The 17,626-nt window shown below is 65.7% G+C and carries 10 protein-coding genes and 2 tRNA genes; 2 read left to right on the top strand and 10 right to left on the bottom strand.

The annotated features are described in order from the left end of the window. Window positions 1-259 precede the first annotated feature (259 nt). Together FL344_RS01660 and FL344_RS01665 are read left to right on the top strand one after the other, a co-directional pair. On the top strand, window positions 260-5,257 hold the full coding sequence (locus tag FL344_RS01660) for a hypothetical protein (protein ID WP_141617242.1): 4,998 nt from the start codon (window positions 260-262) through the stop codon (window positions 5,255-5,257). Next, window positions 5,254-8,304 (top strand): helicase-related protein, encoded by a 3,051-nt coding sequence (locus FL344_RS01665; protein ID WP_141617243.1) that lies wholly within the window; start codon window positions 5,254-5,256, stop codon window positions 8,302-8,304. Before FL344_RS01660 ends, FL344_RS01665 begins: the two co-directional genes overlap by 4 nt. Before the next feature lie 132 nt (window positions 8,305-8,436). Here the strand turns inward: FL344_RS01665 and FL344_RS01670 are convergent. From FL344_RS01670 to FL344_RS01715, 10 genes are all read right to left on the bottom strand, one after another. Next, window positions 8,437-8,513: transfer RNA gene (locus FL344_RS01670), tRNA-Pro, on the bottom strand. Window positions 8,514-8,601: 88 nt separating this feature from the next. Then, window positions 8,602-8,991: an integration host factor subunit alpha gene (locus tag FL344_RS01675; RefSeq protein WP_002639669.1), complete on the bottom strand. Its 390-nt coding sequence runs from the start codon at window positions 8,989-8,991 to the stop codon at window positions 8,602-8,604. A gap of 90 nt (window positions 8,992-9,081) precedes the next feature. Further along, window positions 9,082-11,496: a phenylalanine--tRNA ligase subunit beta gene (gene pheT / locus FL344_RS01680; RefSeq protein ID WP_194862946.1), complete on the bottom strand. Its 2,415-nt coding sequence runs from the start codon at window positions 11,494-11,496 to the stop codon at window positions 9,082-9,084. 61 nt (window positions 11,497-11,557) lie between these two features. Next, entirely contained in the window at window positions 11,558-12,607 is a 1,050-nt protein-coding gene (gene pheS / locus FL344_RS01685; RefSeq protein WP_011553619.1) for a phenylalanine--tRNA ligase subunit alpha, read from the bottom strand. Window positions 12,608-12,767: 160 nt separating this feature from the next. Further along, window positions 12,768-13,115, bottom strand: a complete 348-nt coding sequence (rplT, locus tag FL344_RS01690; RefSeq protein ID WP_011553618.1) for a 50S ribosomal protein L20 — start codon at window positions 13,113-13,115, stop codon at window positions 12,768-12,770. Between the two features lie 99 nt (window positions 13,116-13,214). Further along, entirely contained in the window at window positions 13,215-13,421 is a 207-nt protein-coding gene (gene rpmI, locus FL344_RS01695) for a 50S ribosomal protein L35 (RefSeq protein WP_011553617.1), read from the bottom strand. Between the two features lie 167 nt (window positions 13,422-13,588). Beyond that, complete coding sequence (thrS, locus tag FL344_RS01700; RefSeq protein WP_011553616.1) at window positions 13,589-15,517, bottom strand: threonine--tRNA ligase; 1,929 nt, start codon at window positions 15,515-15,517, stop codon at window positions 13,589-13,591. Between the two features lie 73 nt (window positions 15,518-15,590). Beyond that, window positions 15,591-15,662, bottom strand: a tRNA-Val gene (locus FL344_RS01705). Between the two features lie 73 nt (window positions 15,663-15,735). Further along, the gene (locus tag FL344_RS01710) at window positions 15,736-16,443 is read right to left on the bottom strand and encodes a uracil-DNA glycosylase (RefSeq protein ID WP_141617245.1); all 708 of its coding nucleotides are present in this window, start codon (window positions 16,441-16,443) and stop codon (window positions 15,736-15,738) included. Next, entirely contained in the window at window positions 16,440-17,615 is a 1,176-nt protein-coding gene (locus FL344_RS01715) for an AI-2E family transporter (protein WP_141617266.1), read from the bottom strand. The genes FL344_RS01710 and FL344_RS01715 overlap by 4 nt, the downstream gene beginning before the upstream one ends. Between the last annotated feature and the right edge of the window lie 11 nt (window positions 17,616-17,626).

The raw sequence follows: 17,626 nt of genomic DNA on the forward strand, positions 1-17,626 counted from the left end.
GTTTCGTCGGCCCGGGACAGAGTCCCCATTCCCGTCAGCGCCCCTCTCTTCGCCGCCGCGTCCACGCTCCACGCTCAGCTACTCCAAGGCGCTCCGGGGCATTCGTCCACAGCGGGGTGTCAGAAAGCACCGCGCAGGCTCGGGCGACTTCACTGCGAGCAAACCAAGTGCATCGGCACGGCGAGGCTGAAATGCCCCTTGGTGAAAGCAGCGGATGCTTGCCTACAATCGAGGGGCATCCGATTGGGGGACAATGCCGATGGAGTCGCGCGAATCCAGGATCATCAAGGGGCTGCTGACTCTCCTGGATGCAGAGGGGTTAACGGACGAGCGACAGATTCTGGAGGCGGACTTCGGTGCCCGGAACTGGAGGGATCTCTCCCAGCAGGATGTCGATCGCGTCTACGCTGCCCTCCAGCGCGCAACTTCTCCGGCGAGCACCGAGCCTTATTCTGCGCAGCAGCCTGACAAGACTGCCGATCCAGTAGAAAGCAGCGCCTCGGTTCTCAAGCCCGTGGAGCCTCCCCACGCTCTGGCGCAGGTCGTCACGAAGCCTCACCCCATCACCAAGCCTGCATCCGCGGCCATCGCGGACTTCACCCCGTTCATTGAGTCCATCGCAGGAGGTTTCGCCATCGCGGCTGCACTCGAGGAACTGGCGGCAGCCACGACCTTGGACGAGAGCCAGGAGGCGCTTGAGGGAATCTTCGTAAGAGCTCTGGGATTCGCCCAAGATGCTCTGGACGAAACGGAGCGCTACCAGAGCGAAACGCTTCGCCATGTTCGGGTCATTGCTCGGGATGCAGGCTTCGACGTGACGCTCGTCGCACTCGATTACCCCTACCCCTATCCCAATATTCTCGCCCCGGTCTTCAAGAACCATCCCTATGGGTTGGTTGTCGTCGTCTCGCCGCGATGGAACACCTGTCGGTTCGTGTTCCGCCAGATCAAGGGCTCACGTGTGGGGGAACTTTGGGCGAGGACTTTTGTAGGTCGGCGGCCTGCTCCCGAGCCGCTCGACAATCTCGCAATCTGGACGCGCAGACTCGAAATGCTGCGGCCGGTCTACGGGGAGTCTCGGGGAGAGAAACAACTTCGGGTACAGCGTGCATTGGCGACGCCTGCTCCGGCCATGGCCGAGGATTGGAGCAGCGCCGCGGTGCCGCTGGATGTGGCTCCCCCAGGGATAGGCTGGGGAACGCTCATCTCCCGAAGGCTCGAGACCTTTCTTCAGCCAGTGGCTCCCATGTCAGGTAGGAGGAGCTTTACCGGACTTGAGAGAGCACTGCGCTCCTACTTTCCCGCCTCGGTCGCCCATGGCGCTGCGTGGCTGCGCTACGAATCCTATACGGTGGATCAGGAACAGGGTTCGGCGGACCAAGCCTTCGCCGAGGGGCGTACCTGGGGATGGCGGGTGGTACTCCACTTCTCCCTGACCAGAGATCTCTGCCAGCCTGGGCGGCAGATTGACATTCCCGCGGTAGTTCCCTCGGCTACGTCCAATGGACGCCTCGTACTTAACGGGAGCTGGTACCGGTTCGGTCCGCGCATGGGCAACAGTCCCCTGATTGAGGAGCTGCCCGTCATCTCGAGGGAGGATGACGCGGACGAGAACATCTTCGAATTGCTCATGCCCCCGGACCCGTTCAACGAGGCAAAGGAGCCTCCTCCAGAGGATGAGCCGCTCGTGCTCGCGGCGGATGCCAAGGTCGAGCCCCCCAAGCCCGAGGACGAGGAAGAGCAAGATGAAGAGTCCGCCATGGCCTTCTCAGGCATGGACCCTTGTGCCCTGCTGGAGCTGGCCACGTTCAGGAAGCTCAGCGCGGTGCGATACCACCTCTGGAACGCATCGGGGCTGGGCTTCTCGCTCCAGAATGGTCCCGCCAGGGAGAACCTGAGCGAGGATGAATTGGTGGGCGCGGTCCGCTGGTCCTTCCGCGCGTCCTGGGGAAGAGAGAGCCGCTTCCTTGTCGTCAGCAAGAAATACCTCGCGGCCATACTAGACCGCGCGCCGGACACCTCCTCGCCGCATGAGCACCTGATGGTGGTACGCGAGCCGGAAAGGGGCCGGGTGGTAACGCCGCCCGCGTGGGCATGCCCGGACGTCTCCGTGGACCTGCCCACTGGGTATTGGCATCCCGTAGCGGCAGCACGGTTGTCACCAGCGGGAAGACTCACCGTCCCCGTCCTTCGACGAGAGGGCCCCGTCCTGAGCCCCCTGGCTAATTCGGCCTCTAACGTCAACCCACGCCTTGGGGGCGATGGCCCTGGGCCACGTCGCTGGTGGATCGCTGAGTCCCTGGCCTTCTTCGCGGAACTGAAGCCGGGCTCGCTCCACGCTGCGGCACACATTGCGGCATTCGCCAAGCCCTTTCCCGCGATGCACCTATTCTCCGCGCCAAGCGAGACGACGGAGAGCGTGGTCCGGATCAGCCCAAATCAGCTGGCGTTGTTTCATGGAAACGAAGGACCCCACCTCGCTGTGGACATCCCCTGCGTAGACGCTCGGGAGTATTGCCCAGTCCTACGTGTCCGGGTGGGAGAGCGAGTACGGCCCGGTGAGGTGTGGCTCACAGCTCCCGCGGATCCTTGGCGACGGGCTTCGCTGGCGGCCGAGGCGACAATACCTCCCAAGGAGCCTCCTCCGCTGCTGCAGTTTGCGCGCAAAGGCTATCCTCAAGTGCCGCTGACGTTGGACATCGCTGATGACCTGGTCCGCTGGAGAATCCCCCCGGGCATCTCCGGCAAGGTGGTGGACGCCCGGCTCTCCGCCGTCCACGACCGCTCTGGAGGACTCCGTATGTCCTGGCGGGCATTTCTCCGCATCGCGGCCGAGGGAACGGGCACGGCGGGCGGGTACGTGATCCTGCCCGATGGGCGAGCCGTCCCGATCGTTTCCATGGATCCACTGGAGGCCCCATTCGACGAGACCGGAGCCGTGGCCGAAGCTGTGATTCAGGAACCCTGGCCCACCCATGAAAATTCTGGGCAGGTGGGCTCCTGGCGGTCCGGCGAAACGGGCGAGCCCATCCGGGTCATCCAGAGAGAGCAACTCCCGGTGCTCTACCTACCATCCTCGGGCTGTATGCTTGTCGAGAGCCCCGACTCCTGGCTGCGCGTCCGCGCACGAGATGGAGAGGGGATTCCAGCGCATGCCCGTGCGCCGGCGCTGCCAGTATGGCAACGGATGTGGTGGGCGGCGCGGGCGCCGAGAGACGACTTCGCCGCCGCAGAGCGTGACCGGGCTGGGGGAAGGCCTCCGTTCCTGCATCACCTGGAGGAAGTTCTGGAAGCGGCAATGGTCGATCCGCTGGATGAGCCGGAACCTTCCGCGCCGGAGACACAGGCGCTCGACCGACTGCCGAACGTGTTGCGTGACGGTGCGATGGGCTACCGGGGAGCCTTTGATTCCGGCCGGGCTTGGCACTGTGAGTGTGGAGACATCCATGGCGCACGGAGGGCCTTCGAGCGATGCGAGAGGTGTCTTGCGTTGGTGACACTCCACCCCAGGAAACGCCGACGGCTGCCGGTCCTCACCCTTCCAGATCTGGTCCTGCACCCATGGCGAGTGGAACTGGCGGCGGCGCTCCTCGGCACGAGCGTGGAAGACCTGCTGTCATTCCACGCGAGCCGGGGTGGAGCGGCCTTGGCTGCCGCACTCCTCGAATTGAGCCAACAGGACAAAGTCGCGCTCGCACGGCAGCGCCTGTTGGCAAGCGGGAAGAAAGGAGGAATGAGCCTTGGCTGGTTGGCGCTCCTTCAGGACACGAGTTCCGGCCCCTCCTTGGTCTCCAGGCTGCTCACACGCACGTTGCCCGTTCTTCCACCCATCCTCCATCCCACGTCTGCTCGAAGTGCGAACTCACGTACCGCACATCTGCCGCCGCTCGTCTCCAGCCACGTCAGCTCCCCCCTGACGTCGCGCTATTTCCGAGTCCTTCATCAGTCCAGAAGGCTTGAGCAGCTGCGCAGGAGCAACAGCCAGTTCTTGATTGAGGTCTCGCGCCGAGAGCTCCAACGGGCCGTCAGCGAACTGTTTGGCCCAGTGGAGGCGGGCCGAAGCAGCGCTGAGCCAGCTCACCTTGCCGCACTCCTGTGCAGAATCTGGCCACTGTCCCGGCCCACCGGGCTGAGGTCGGCCCTTCCCGATATGGTGCGTTCCTGGGCTCGTCCCGCCCGAGCTTCAGCCCGGAGCATAGTCGTTGAGAGACTGTCCCCCGACGACAAGAGCCTCCAGCCGCCAGCGGAACTCCAGTGCAAGAAACCCGACCCGGTCGTGAATCCAATTCGAGAAATCGAGTTCTTCGGGGTTGAGAGGATGTCACTCGCCCTGGCGCCCGAGAAGCCTGGCAGTGCCCACCTCGGGGTGATGAGCCGCGCTCAGTGGCGATGGATGCCAAGCCTGCCGCAAAGGCAGGCAGAGCCCGCAAGCCCTGAGTTCTGGCGGGAACGCTTCGCGATGGACGTCTTCGTCAAGGACCTGCTGCCCTTCTTCGTCGTCATTGTCGCGGGGCGTCCTCCCCACGAAACAGGCAACAGATGTCCCAGGAGCGAAGCCCAGCGGGACCTGAGTCAGCTCCTGGCCGCGTTGTCGAATCCGGCAGCAGCGCCAGCGGACCTCGTTCAGCTCTTCCAGGCCAAGCTACCCATGAACCTCCCCAGAGATGGCGATGAGGCGAGGCAAAACGTGGCGCGAATCATCCATCGAGCGTTTCCAGGCAACTCCCCCCTGCTGGAGACAGCCCGCGAGCGCCTGACGCTCATCCTCGCTTCGTTCTGGGTCGTCCCGGTCAGTCCGGAGCACCCCTTGGGTTGGGACTGGGTGGCGTTCGAATCGCCCAGCCCTACTCACGGCCGGCGAATGGTCCCGCCCCTTCAGTCCATGGCCTGGCGGCTCCTGCCAGACTTCAATGCCGTGGCGGCACCGGCTCGCTTCTTCCTCTCGAACCCGGAAAGGCGCTGGGACCTCCTGCCAGCGGCGATACGCGCCTGCCTGGGATTCGGCACGGTTCTGCCGGGTATACAGCCCGAGGAGTCACATGACGAACCACTTCCTCCAGGGGTGGAGGAGACGCGGGACGAAGCCCCTGCTCCGCACATGCCGGTCCCGGTGGCAGAAGCCGTTACTACCAGGTCATTGCCCGTCGAGCCTCTGACGTCCATTGAGCAGGCAGATGTCCAGTTGCTCTCCACCAGTTGGGTGAATTGGTTCGGCGTTACAGAGGCTGACGGACTGAACAAGGGAAGTGGCGCATGAATGCAACCACCGAATCTCGCACGTACGTGGCTCCCGGGGAACTGCGCGCGGACCTACTCGCGCTGCTCGCTGAAGAAAGCGCCGTGGACGTCTTGTTAACGAGCCCGGGACTTCTGCCCAAGTCGTTCGAAGGCTACACCGAACTTGCACGACAGCCACACCAGCGCCTCCCTGCCTCGGTGGGATTCGCCCACCGGACCGTGGTGCTTGAGTTCTTCGCGGCCCAGATTGACTCCTTGTCTCAAGAGGAGCGATGGCAGCAACTGATCTTGAGGTGGATCGGCCGCATCGACGAAGGGAGTGCGAAGTTCTTCCAATACATGCAAGAGCCTCTTTTCAGTCGGTTGATCAGCCGGGCCGACAAGTCGATGGTTCCCACAGGGCCGTTGACGCTGGAGTTCGCAAACGCCCTCCCCGGGCACGAGCTTGCCCTGACTCTCTCAGGAGAGGCCCACGTGGGCGCGCGGACATGGTTCGAGCAACACCGCTCAAACGCGGTGGACATCACCAGCGACGTGAGAGCGATCCTCGCGGACTCCTGGGCGGGCAATCTGGTTAGCCCCGACGACGTCTATTACAAGGTGCTGGCCGAGTACTTCCGTGAAACATTGGATGGAATGGACCTTGAGGCGGATGACAATCCGATGCTCGCGTTCATGACTGAGTTCCAGGCGGATGCCTACCAGTACGCAAAGGGCATCATGAGGAGGTTCGGTGGAGTCTTCCTCTCGGATGTGGTGGGTCTGGGGAAGACGTACATCGCACTGGCGCTGTTGAAGTACCTCCAGGATCAACTCGGGCTCCATGCCGTCGTGGTGGCGCCCCCCGCGCTCTGTCCGACGTGGCAGGATCTCGCCGCGGAGTTCCGCGTAGAGCTGCGCACCGTCTCTTATGGGAAGCTCGAGAAGCTCAATGAATTCTCGGACCGGGAGGTTCTGGTCATTGACGAGTCTCACAACTTCCGGAACTCGAACACGGAGCGCTATGAGCAACTTGCCGCTTGGCTACGTCCGGACCCCAATGTGCCCTCCGATCGGCGGGTGATCCTGCTCTCAGCGACTCCGCAGAACAACCGCCCCGTGGACGTGCTGCATCAGCTGAAAACCTTTCCCGACAACTTCCTTCGCTTGCCCTACCGTGGAGAGACGCTGGAGCGATATTTCAAGGCCGTCCAGAACGGGGCGGAGTCCCTGACGAGCTTGCTGCAACACGTCGTCGTCCGGCGGACCCGCCGCTTCCTTCAGCAAGCGTACCCTAACGCAACGTTACGCCGGAGAGTGGGCCCAGGTCGCTACGTCACCGAGCCCCTGAAATTTCCAACACGGGTATCCGGTCCCAACCAATGCCTGCGCTACAGCATCGAGGCGACTTACGGCAAAGGGGTCTATGAAAAGATCATCGATACCCTCGCCTCGCTGAAGTATCCGCTTCATGGCATTGCCGGATATGTGCGGAGGGAGCATGCGGATGACCCTCGCCTTGTGGGCGTGAGCCGCGTAAGTCACTCCCTGCGGGGACTTTTCAAGGTGCTGCTCCTCAAGCGTCTTGAGTCGAGCGTCGCTGCGTTCAAGAAATCCCTCGAGAGACTGCGCGAACGGCTGACCTTCTCGCTCCAGCGCTTGAGTCAAGGACAGGTCGTGGTCCGGGTCGTATCCGCGGGGAGCGGAGCCGAGGAGGTAGAGGAAGGGGACGATGAGGTGATGCCGGCGTCCATGTTCGACTCGCAGCGGCTGCATCGAGATTTGGCGGATGATCTCGAGCGGGTCAGTGGACTGACGGCAAAGGTGGAGGCCGTCATGCTGATGGAGGACGCCAAGCTCGATCGGCTCAGGTCCTGGCTGCGAGCCCGCTCCCCCACACACCACCGAACCCTCATCTTCACCCAGTTCGCCGACACAGCGCTCTACCTGGGAGAGAAGCTGGACGGTCTATTTGGTCGGATGGAGGTGGTCACTGGGGCCAGCGGGAACATCCTGCGGGTCGCGAAGCGGTTCGCCCCCAGGGCCAACCGGGCCGAGGTTTCCTCAGAAGAGCAGATCGATTTGCTCATCGCGACGGATGTGATGAGTGAAGGCATGAACCTGCAGGATGCCGACACACTCATCAACTACGACCTCCACTGGAACCCGGTTCGGTTGATCCAGCGCGCCGGCCGAATCGACCGTATCGGTAGCACCAATGAAGAGATCCACATCGCGAGCTTCCTGCCAGCCCGAGAGCTGGAGAGCCAGCTCCGGCTAGAGGAGGTGCTGCGGGCGCGCATCACCGAGTTCCTGAAGGTGTTCGGAGAGGACAGCGAGGTGCTTCCCTCCGATGAGCGGATCGAGGTGGCGTCAGCGGCGGATGCCTACTCTGGCCAGGCCTTCGAGCAGGCGGACGCGAGCGACGAACTGGATGGACTCGGGCGTCACGCAGAGCGGATCATCCTCCTTCGCCGCCAGGAACCGGAGCGATACTCGGCCATCCTGGCCATGCGCCCCGGACGCCGGGCGCTCTCGCACACCAAGGCTCCAGGCCTCTGTGCGTTGAGACTGGCCTGGTATTGGGGGTTCTTCCAAGCGCAGGGCGGGGAGATCGCTCGATTGGATGACCTCGTGGGGCTAGATGGGCTCTACAGGCACAAACAGGCTTGCGGCGTGGAGGGCTCCGGGCTGCGTGCAGCGGGGAGCAGGAGCCTTGACATGCTCGTCGAGAAGGCTCGAAAGGGCTTCGAGCGGGAGGCGCGTATCATCAGGGAGCAGCGCGCCCAGCCGAGCTTGGACCCGGTCGAGGAGTGGTTGCAACGGAGCCTCGAGGCGTACCGGCGCACATGCGTTGCCAGCAGAAAGGGGCTGTGCGACGAAATGGTGCAATGGGTCCTAGCGGGGCAACACAAGAACGCGCTGAAACGAGCGGCTCGTGGATGGAGGCGTGAGGAGCTTGCGGGCGAGGCTCTCTTCCAGGAGATGCGAGGCATTCTGCGCAGATACCCCCTAGTCAACGAGGAGCTGGGCGAAGTCTCCGTTGTTGGGTGCGTCATGGGGCAGAGTTCGGAAGCAAGCTCGTAACAAGGGGCCGGCCGGCACCGGTGTCGTGATCAGTGGGCTCGTCACACGGCGCGCCTGCTGCTGGAGTCCAGGAGCCCAAAAGGTGAAGGCCCTGGAATCCTCAGCTTTCGCCAAGAACTCCAGGGCCTTCGATGGTCGGGGCGACAGGATTTGAACCTGCGACCACTTGCACCCCAAGCAAGTGCGCTACCAGGCTGCGCTACGCCCCGGCACTGCTGCTGCCGTGAAAGGGTGCGCCCTTATGCCCCTACATGACGTTCAGGTCAAGCAAGAGAAGCAGGGCACCGTCCAAAAAACTCACCCTTCCATGTCCTCCATTCCCTCTTCGTCGAAGTCCTCGCCACGGGCCTCGGCCGCGTCGGCGGCGGCCTCCTCCCGGGCGTCGATCTCCGCGTGGTCCTCCGGCGGCGCCTCACCGTTCAGGGCGCTCTTCAGCACCTGGCTCGGCCGGAAGGTCAGCACCCGGCGCGCCGAGATCTCGATCTCCTTGCCCGTCTGCGGGTTGCGGCCCACGCGCGCCTTCTTCTGGCGCACCTGGAAGTTGCCGAACCCGGAGATCTTGATCTTGTCCCCGCGCTCCAGGGTCTCCTTGAGCGTGTCGAACACGAGCTCCACGATTTCGGCCGACTCCTTCTTCGAGAAGCCGACCTTCTCGTAGACACCCTCGATGATGTCCGCCTTCGTCATGCGAATCCTCGGGAAGCCCTCGGGGCTGAACGCCGGGCACTGTTGCAGCCTTCCCAAAGACGTGTCAACCCTCTGACTTCATTCAGGAATTCAGGCGCGCAAGGCAGCCCCCAGCCGCTGCTTCACCTCATCCACGATGCGCTGATGCGCCTCGTTGACCTCCACATCGGTCAGCGTCCGCTCGGCCGAGCGGTAGCGCAGCGCGTACGCCAGGTTCTTCCGACCCTGGGGAATCTGCTCACCGGTGTACACGTCGAACACCTGAGCGTCCTCCACCAGCGGCTTGCCCACCTCCAGGATCACCCGACGCACCTCGTCGTTGGGCAACTCCAGCGGCACCACCACCGCCAGGTCCCGCAGCACCGCCGGGAAACGCGGCAGCGACCTGTACGCCGGCACCAGCTTCGAGGCCGCGTACAGCGGCTCCGTGTCCAACTCGAAGACGAACACCCCGTCCGGCAGGCCCAGCGCCTTCGCCACCCGGGGGTGCACCTCGCCCACATGGCCCAGCACCGTGCCGTCCGCCGCCTTCACCTGCGCCACGGCCTTCGGGTGGTACGCCGCCGGCCCCATGGGCACGTACGTCACGCCCTCCACGCGGAGTGCGCCCAGCAGCCCCTCTACCGCCGCCTTCGCGTCGTAGAAGTCCGCGCGGGCATCCTTGTGCGTCCAGCTCCGGCCACCACCGCGCAGGCCCCACACCAGACCCGCCACGCGAGGCACCTCGCGCGCCGCCGGACGCTGCCCCTGCCCGCCTTCCGCGTCCTGGAAGTAGGCCCGGCCCGTCTCGTAGATGGCCACCGCCTCCACCTGGTGCCGCACGCTGCGGGACACGTTCTCCAGCAGGCCCGGCAGCAGGCTGGTGCGCATCACCGACTGCTCCGTGCTCAACGGATTGAGCAGCGCCACCGGCTTCTCCGCCCCACCCAGCACCTCCAGGCTGCGCGGCGCGACGAACGAGTAGTTCACCACCTCGTCGAACCCCGCCCCGGCCAGCGCCTGACGCATGCGGCGCTCGGCCTCGGCATTCGCGGGCTCCGGAGCCAGCGTGGCCAGTCCCCGCGGCAGCGTCGCCGGAATGTTGTCGTAGCCGTAGATGCGCGCGACCTCCTCCAACAGGTCCTCCTCGCGCTCCACGTCGACACGGGCCCGAGGCACCTCGTACGTCGCCTGCCCCGTCCCCTCCTCCACCGCCTTGAAGCCCAGGGCCTCCAAGATGCGGCGGACCTCCTTCTCCGCCACGGCCACGCCCAGCACCTGCTCCACCCGGGCGAAGCGCAGCGTCACCTTCCGAGGCGGCTTCGGCGCCGGGTACACGTCCACACGGCCAGGAGCCACCGTGCCCCCCGCCAGCTCCGCGATGAGCTGCGCCGCCCGGTCAATGGCCGGCACCACGGCGTCCATGTCCGCCCCGCGCTCGAAGCGGTGCGATGCCTCCGTGTGCAGCCCGTGCCGCTTCGACGAACGCCGCACCGTGGAACCCTGGAAGTTCGCCGACTCCAGCACCAGCCGCCGGGTGCCCTCGGTCACCTCGCTGTCGCCGCCGCCCATGACGCCGGCGATGGCCTGCGCCCGGTCCTTGTCCGCGATGACCAGGTCATCCACGTCCAGGACGCGGTCCTTGCCGTCCAGCGTCTTGAGCTTCTCGCCGCGCGTCGCCATCCGGACGACAATTTCCTGACCGGCCAGCTTCTCCAGGTCGAAGGCGTGCAGCGGCTGCCCGTACTCCAGGTTCACGTAGTTGGTGACATCCACCACGTTGTTGATGGCGCGCACCCCGGCCGCCTTCAGCCGGTCCTGCATCCACTGCGGAGACGGGCCAATCTTCACGTTCTCCACCACGCGCGCCACGTAGCGCGGGCAGCGGTCCGGGGCCTCCACACGCACCTTCACCTGCTCGGCGGCGGGCGTACCCGACTCCGCGGGCTTCGGCTGAGGCACCTTCAACGCGGAGCCCGTCACCACGCTCACCTCGCGCGCCACGCCCAGGTGGCTGAGCGCGTCCGGGCGGTTCGGCGTGACGTTCACCTCCAGCACCACGTCGTCCAGCCCCACGGCCTCCGCGATGGGCGTGCCCACGCGCGTGTCCGCCGGCAGGATGAGCAGGCCGCTGGACTCCTCGCTCAGGCCCAGCTCCTTGGAAGAACAGAGCATGCCGAAGCTGTCCACGCCGCGCAGCGCCGCCTGCTTGATGTCCATGCCGTTGGGCAGCTTCGCGCCCACGGTGGCCAGCGGCACCTTGTCGCCTACCTTGAAGTTCTTCGCGCCGCACACCACCTGGAGCAGCGCCGTCCCGCCGATGTCCACCTGCGTGACGGACAGCTTGTCCGCGTTGGGGTGCTGCACGGACTCCTTGATTTGCGCCACCACCACGCCGCGAAGGGCCTCCGCGGGGCGCTCCATTCCCTCAATCTCCAGGCCCGCGGCGGTCAGCTTGCGCGCCAGCTCGTCCTCGGACGGCGGCAGCGCTACGTAATCGCCCAGCCACTTCACCGAAATCTTCACAGGTCCACCCTCTTCATCAATCGGCTGGAACACGGGGGCCCACCAGCGGCCCCCTGGAATCTCAGAACTGCTCGAGGAACCGCGCGTCGTTCTCGAACATCATCCGCAGGTCGTCGATGCGGTAGCGCAGCATGGCGATGCGCTCCACGCCCATGCCGAACGCGTAGCCCGTCACCTCGTTCGGGTCATACCCGGCGGAGGTGAAGACGTTGGGGTGCACCATGCCGCTGCCCAGCACCTCCAACCACCCCGTCTGCTTGCAGATGCGGCAGCCCTTGCCCGCGCAGTTCGTGCAGGTGATGTCCACCTCCGCGGAGGGCTCCGTGAAGGGGAAGAAGGACGGGCGGAAGCGCGTGCGCGTGTCCGAACCGAAGAACGCCGTCACGAACGCCGCCAACGAGCCCTTCAGCTCGGCGAACGTCACGCCCTTGTCCACCAGCAGGCCTTCCACCTGGTGGAACATCGGCGTGTGCGTGATGTCCGAGTCGCGCCGGTACACCCGGCCCGGCATCACCGCGCGGATGGGCGGCTTGCGGTTGAGCATGTACCGCACCTGCACCGGGGACGTGTGCGTGCGCAGCAGCGCGGAGCTGTCCGCCTTCTTCGCGTGGCCCAGCGTGGCCTCGTCCACGTAGAAGGTGTCCTGCATGTCCCGCGCGGGGTGGTCCTTCGGCAGGTTCAGCGCTTCGAAGTTGAAGTAGTCCAGCTCGATCTCCGGGCCACTGGCCACGTCGAAGCCGAGCCGCGAGAAGGTCCGGACAATCTCCTCCATCGTCCGCGACACGGGGTGCCGGCTGCCCAGCGCCACGCCGCGTCCGGGCAGCGTCACGTCCAGGCCCGGGCCCTGAAGCTGGGCCTCCAGCGCGGCCGCCTCGGCGCGCTCCACGGCCTCGGCGAGCAGCTTCTCCAGCTCCGCCTTCACGCTGTTGGCCACCTCGCCCAGCGAGCGCCGCTCGTCCGGGGGCAGCTTGCCCATGCCGCCCAGCACGCCGGACAGCTCACCCTTCTTGCCCAGGTAGCGGACCCGCAGTGCTTCCACCGCGGACAGCTCCGACGCGCCGCCAATCTCCCGCCTCGCGGACTCCGCGAGCGCCAGCAACCGATCCCGCATGGACTTCCGCCTCCGTTCCAGTTCCCCGCGCGCCCTTGGCGCCGAGGCAAAAAAAAGGGCCGCCCCAGAGAGGCAGCCCGTTCAAACATCCGGACAGGGTGGCCAGCGTCAGCCCACCACCCCACCCGTTCTGTCTCCAGCCTTGCGGGCTGGATGTGTCTCAGGCCGCCTTCGCGATGTTGGCGACGGCCGCAAAACCCGACGGATCCGCGATGGCCATGTCGGACAGAACCTTGCGGTCCAGGCCGATCTTCGCCTTCGCGAGGCCCGCGATCAGCTTCGAATAGGAGAGGCCCACCGTGCGGGCGGCCGCGTTGATGCGGACGATCCACAGGCGACGGAAGTCCCGCTTGCGCTGCATGCGGTCGCGGCTGGCGTAGTCCAGCGCCCGCTCAACCGCCTCGTTGGCGCGCTTGTAGCAGTTCTTCCGACGGCCGCGGTAACCCTTGGCCAGCTTCAAAATCCTATTACGACGACGACGGGCCTTGACACCCTTCTTCACGCGCATGACTGCCTCACTTCGGACTGCGTAGTTTGGAAGCCCCCCGGCGCAGGCTTACCGCCGCTCCGACGAGGCCACGTTGTCCCTGACTTCAGAACCGCGAAATCAGCCCCCGTAGGGGAACATCTCCTTGATGACCTTCTTCGCGTCCATGTCGCGAAGGTGGCCGGTCCCGCGGTTGCTGCGCTTGGACTTCGGCGTCTTCGAGAACGTGAAGAGGTGCTTCGCGAAGGCCTTGCCGTGCTTGACCTTGCCGCTCTTCTTCACGTCAAAGCGCTTCTTCGCGCTGCTGCGGGTCTTCAACTTCGGCATCGTCCTGATCCTTCCATGCCCCATGCCGTTGGACTTGAGCGGCAGGTGCGAGAACTCTCGAAAATTGGGGAACTTGGGCAGGCTCCCCTCGAAAGTGCGCAAAGATACTTAGGTGCAACAGGGAGTCAAGGCCCGTCAGCAAGCCGACAGGCGTCCTGACCTTCCGATCACGGCAGGGCCGCTTCCTTCGCCAGCAGGGCCTCGAAGTCCGTCACCTTCATGGTCTTGAGGTCCTCGCCACCGTACCGCCGCGGCGACACGCCCTCGCCCGACACCTCGTTGTCGCCCACCACCAGGGTGAACGGCACCTTCTGGAGCTGGGCCTCGCGGATCTTCGCGTTCATCGACAGGCCGCGCTCGTCGAACTCCACCCGGTAGCCCTTGGCCCTCAAGGAGTCCCGAACCTTCCGGGCGTAGTCGTTCTGCCGGTCCGCCACCGTCACCAGCACCGCCTGGATGGGGGCCAGCCAGGCCGGGAAGGCGCCGGCGAAGTGCTCGATGAGGATGGCCGTGAAGCGCTCGAACGAGCCGAAGATGGCGCGGTGGAGCACCACGGGGCGGTGCTCGGCGTTGTCCTCGCCCACGTAGGTCAGGTCGAAGCGCTCGGGCGCCAGGTAGTCCAGCTGCATGGTGCCCAGCTGCCACCTGCGGCCGATGCTGTCCGACACCGCGAAGTCGATCTTCGGGCCGTAGAACGCGCCGTCACCCGGGGCCAGCTCGTACTCGAGCCCCAGCGACTCCAGCGCGGCCTTGAGGCCGCCCTCGGCGCGATCCCACAGGGAGTCATCCCCCAGGCGCTGCTCGGGCCGCGTGGACAGCTTCACCGCGTAGGTGAGGCCCACCGCCTTGTAGACGTGGTCCAGGAGCTTCACGAAGCGCCGCACCTCGTCGGTGATCTGCGCCTCCGTGCAGTAGATGTGCGCGTCGTCCTGCGCGAACTGGCGCACGCGCGTGAGGCCCCCCAGGGAGCCCGCCGCCTCATTGCGGTGCAGCACGTCCTGCGTGTGGTAGCGCAGCGGCAGGTCGCGGTAGCTGTGCTTCTTGAAGCCGTAGAACAGGTGGTGCGACGGGCAGTTCATCGGCTTGAGCGAGAAGTCATGCTCCCCCGACTCGCTGTCGAGCACGAGGAACATGTTCTCCTTGTACTTGCCCCAGTGGCCGCTGGTCTCCCACAGCCCCTTGTTGAACATCAGGGGCGTCTTGATCTCCACGTAGCCGTCGTTCTGCGTCAACTGACGCATCCAGTTCGACAGCGTTGTGTAGAGCGTGGTGCCCTTCGGGGTCCAGAAGGCGGAGCCCGGCGAGTACGGGTGGAAGTGGAAGAGGTCCAGCTCCTTGCCCAGCTTGCGGTGGTCGCGCTTCTTCGACTCCTCGATGCGCGTCAGGTACTCCGCCAGCTGCTTCTTGTCGAAGAAGGCAGTGCCGTAGACGCGCTGGAGCATCGGGTTGCGGTGGTCCCCCCGCCAGTACGCTCCACTGGAGGAGAGGATCTTGATGATGCCGATCTTCCCCGTGCTGGGCGCGTGGGGCCCCAGGCAGAAGTCCACCCAGTCACCGTGCGTGTAGAGCGTCAGCGTCTTGGCGCCCTTGGCCGCGATGTCCTTGACGATCTCGACCTTGAACTTCTCGCCCTTCTCCTCGAACAGGCGCACGGCCTCGTCCATGGAGATTTCGGTGCGGACGAAGGCCATGTCCCGCTTCAGCTCGGCGTTCGCCTCGGCCTCGATCTTCTCCAGGTCCTCGGGCGTGAAGGGCTTCTCGCGGAAGAAGTCGTAATAGAAGCCCTCCTCCGTCGCGGGACCGATGGTCACCTGCGTGCCCGGGAAGAGCTTCTGCACCGCGCTGGCCACCACGTGGGCAGCGTCGTGGCGGATCAACTCCAGGGACTCGGGGCTCTTGGGCGTGAAGATCTGCAGCTTCACGTCCTCATCCAGCTTGCGGGCCAGGTCCATGTCCTGGCCATTCACGCGCGCGAAGAGGGCGGCCTTCGCCAGGCCGGGGCCGATGCTCTCCCGCACGAAGTCCGCGATCGTGGTTCCCCGGGCCGTCTGCTTCTGCGAGCCGTCGGGGAGTGTCACCGTGATGATGTCGGACATGCGAACCTCGGAAAAAAAACGGGCGGCAGGCTCTTTTAAAGCCGTGCCGCCCGCTGAAGTCACTCTTTGATGATGGGTCGTAGTGGGATCGAACCACTGACCCCTACCGTGTCAAGGTAGTGCTCTACCGCTGAGCTAACGACCCGTTGCAGCCGCTTCGGTGGCGCGGGGAATAACAGCGGGCTCCCCCAACTGTCAAGCAAACACAGAAGGGTTCTTCAACTCTTCCCGCGCGCCTTCGGATCCGTCGTTTCCAGCAGCGTGTGGACCCGGGACATGACGGCGTCGAACATCGCCGGGGTCAGCCGCCCCGTCTGCGTGTTCTGCTGGCTGACGTGGTAGCAGCCCAGCAGCGTCCGGCCGCCCGGCAGGCGCAGCTCCGCCCCATGCCCGAACGCGGGCCGAGGCGACGGAACCTCCATCCCCTGCCGCGCCAGGGCCACGAGCGCGGCGTTCCAGCCGATGGCCCCCAGCGCGAGCATCACCCGGCCCGGCAGCAGCGCCAGCTCGCGATCCAGGAACGGCGCGCAGCGGGCCAGCTCCTCCGGGAGGGGCTTGTTGTCGGGCGGAGCACAGCGGGCCGCCGACACGATGAAGGCGTCCTTCAGCCGGAGCCCGTCATCCCGGTGCTCGCTGAGGGCCTGATTCGCGAAGCCCGCGCGGTGCAGCCCGGCATAGAGGAAGTCGCCGGAGCGGTCCCCGGTGAACATCCGCCCCGTCCGGTTCGCCCCATGGGCCGCCGGCGCCAGCCCGACGATGATGAGCCGGGCCTTGGGGTCTCCGAAGCCGGGAACGGGCAGGCCCCAGTAATTCCAGTCGCGGTAGGCGCGGCGCTTCACTCGCGCCACCTCCTCCCGCCACTCCACCAGCCGGGGGCAGGCCCGGCAGCCGGTGATCTCATTGTGTAGCGACTCCAGCTTCGTCACGGCGACTTGGGCTCCCCCGTGTAGAGCCGCGTCCGGCGGTAGCGCTCCACCACCACGCTCAGGACCACCTTGAGGATGGCTGCCACCGGCACCGCCAGCAGGATGCCCACGAAGCCGAACAGCTCACCGAAGGCGAGGATGGCCAGGATGATCGCCACCGGCGCCAGCCCGACCTTCTCCCCCACGATTCGCGGGGTGATGACGAAGCCCTCCAGCATCTGCCCGATGACGAAGGTGGCCGCCACCGCCGCCAGTTGCCACGGCCCCTGCCACGACAGCATGAGCCCCACCAGCGACAGCACGATGCCCACGCCCGTGCCCAGATACGGCACCATGTTGCCGAAGCCGGCAATCACCCCAATGACGATGGCCATGTCGATGCGCGCCGCGGACAGGCCCGCCGCATAGATGACCGACAGCACGCCGCCGACGATGAGTTGGCCGCGCACGAAGGCGGAGAGCACCTCATCCACCTCCGCGAAGCGCCGGCTCACCAGCCCCACTGCGCGCCGGGGCAGCAGGTCCTTCACCATGCCCATCAGCCGGGGGTAGTCCTGCAGGAAGAAGAAGGCCAGCACCGGCACCACCGACAGGCCCAGCAACGTCACCACCAGCCGCGCCGTGTTGCCCGCGAAGCTCGCCAGGATGCGCGCCGCCGCTGGCCCCGCGCTCTGGACCAACTCTGACGCCTGCTTTCCCAGCTCGGCGGTGCGCTGGCGCACCAGGTCCGGCAACGAATGCCCCACCAATCCTTCCACCTTCGGCACCACCTGGGTGCTCGCACGGTGGAAGAAGTCCGGCAGCTTCGACGCCTCCTCCCGGAACACCGGGATGAGGTACAGCACCGCGCCGACCAGCATCAGCGTCCCCACCGCGAAGACGAGCGTCGTCCCCCACGTGCGGTCCAGCCGCCGCTTCTCCAGCTCGGTGACGATGGGATTGAAGATGTACGCGCCGGACAGCGCGAGCAGTACTGGCACCGCCACTCCGCCAAAGACGGAGAGCAGCGCGAACACCAGCCCCAGCGAGCCCACCATCACCCCCGACCACCACAGGTCGATGCGCCGGGCGTCCGTCTCGGACAGGGCGTTCTCGGCCACCGCTACGGGCTCGGCGACCCGCGCACGGGTCGGCTCGGCCGCGACCTTGTCCTGGCCACGCGGCGGCGGCACCTCGTGAAGCA

This window comes from Myxococcus sp. AB036A, assembly GCF_006547355.1.
GTDB classification, from domain to species: domain Bacteria; phylum Myxococcota; class Myxococcia; order Myxococcales; family Myxococcaceae; genus Myxococcus; species Myxococcus virescens.

What these genes read in the sequence shown, in the direction of transcription:
- FL344_RS01660 (WP_141617242.1), top strand. Translation starts at nt 260, where the DNA reads ATGGAGTCGCGCGAATCCAGGATCATCAAGGGGCTGCTGACTCTCCTG.
- FL344_RS01665 (WP_141617243.1), top strand. Translation starts at nt 5,254, where the DNA reads ATGAATGCAACCACCGAATCTCGCACGTACGTGGCTCCCGGGGAACTG.
- FL344_RS01675 (WP_002639669.1), bottom strand. Translation starts at nt 8,991, where the DNA reads ATGACGAAGGCGGACATCATCGAGGGTGTCTACGAGAAGGTCGGCTTC.
- pheS (WP_011553619.1), bottom strand. Translation starts at nt 12,607, where the DNA reads ATGCGGGATCGGTTGCTGGCGCTCGCGGAGTCCGCGAGGCGGGAGATT.
- rplT (WP_011553618.1), bottom strand. Translation starts at nt 13,115, where the DNA reads ATGCGCGTGAAGAAGGGTGTCAAGGCCCGTCGTCGTCGTAATAGGATT.
- rpmI (WP_011553617.1), bottom strand. Translation starts at nt 13,421, where the DNA reads ATGCCGAAGTTGAAGACCCGCAGCAGCGCGAAGAAGCGCTTTGACGTG.
- thrS (WP_011553616.1), bottom strand. Translation starts at nt 15,517, where the DNA reads ATGTCCGACATCATCACGGTGACACTCCCCGACGGCTCGCAGAAGCAG.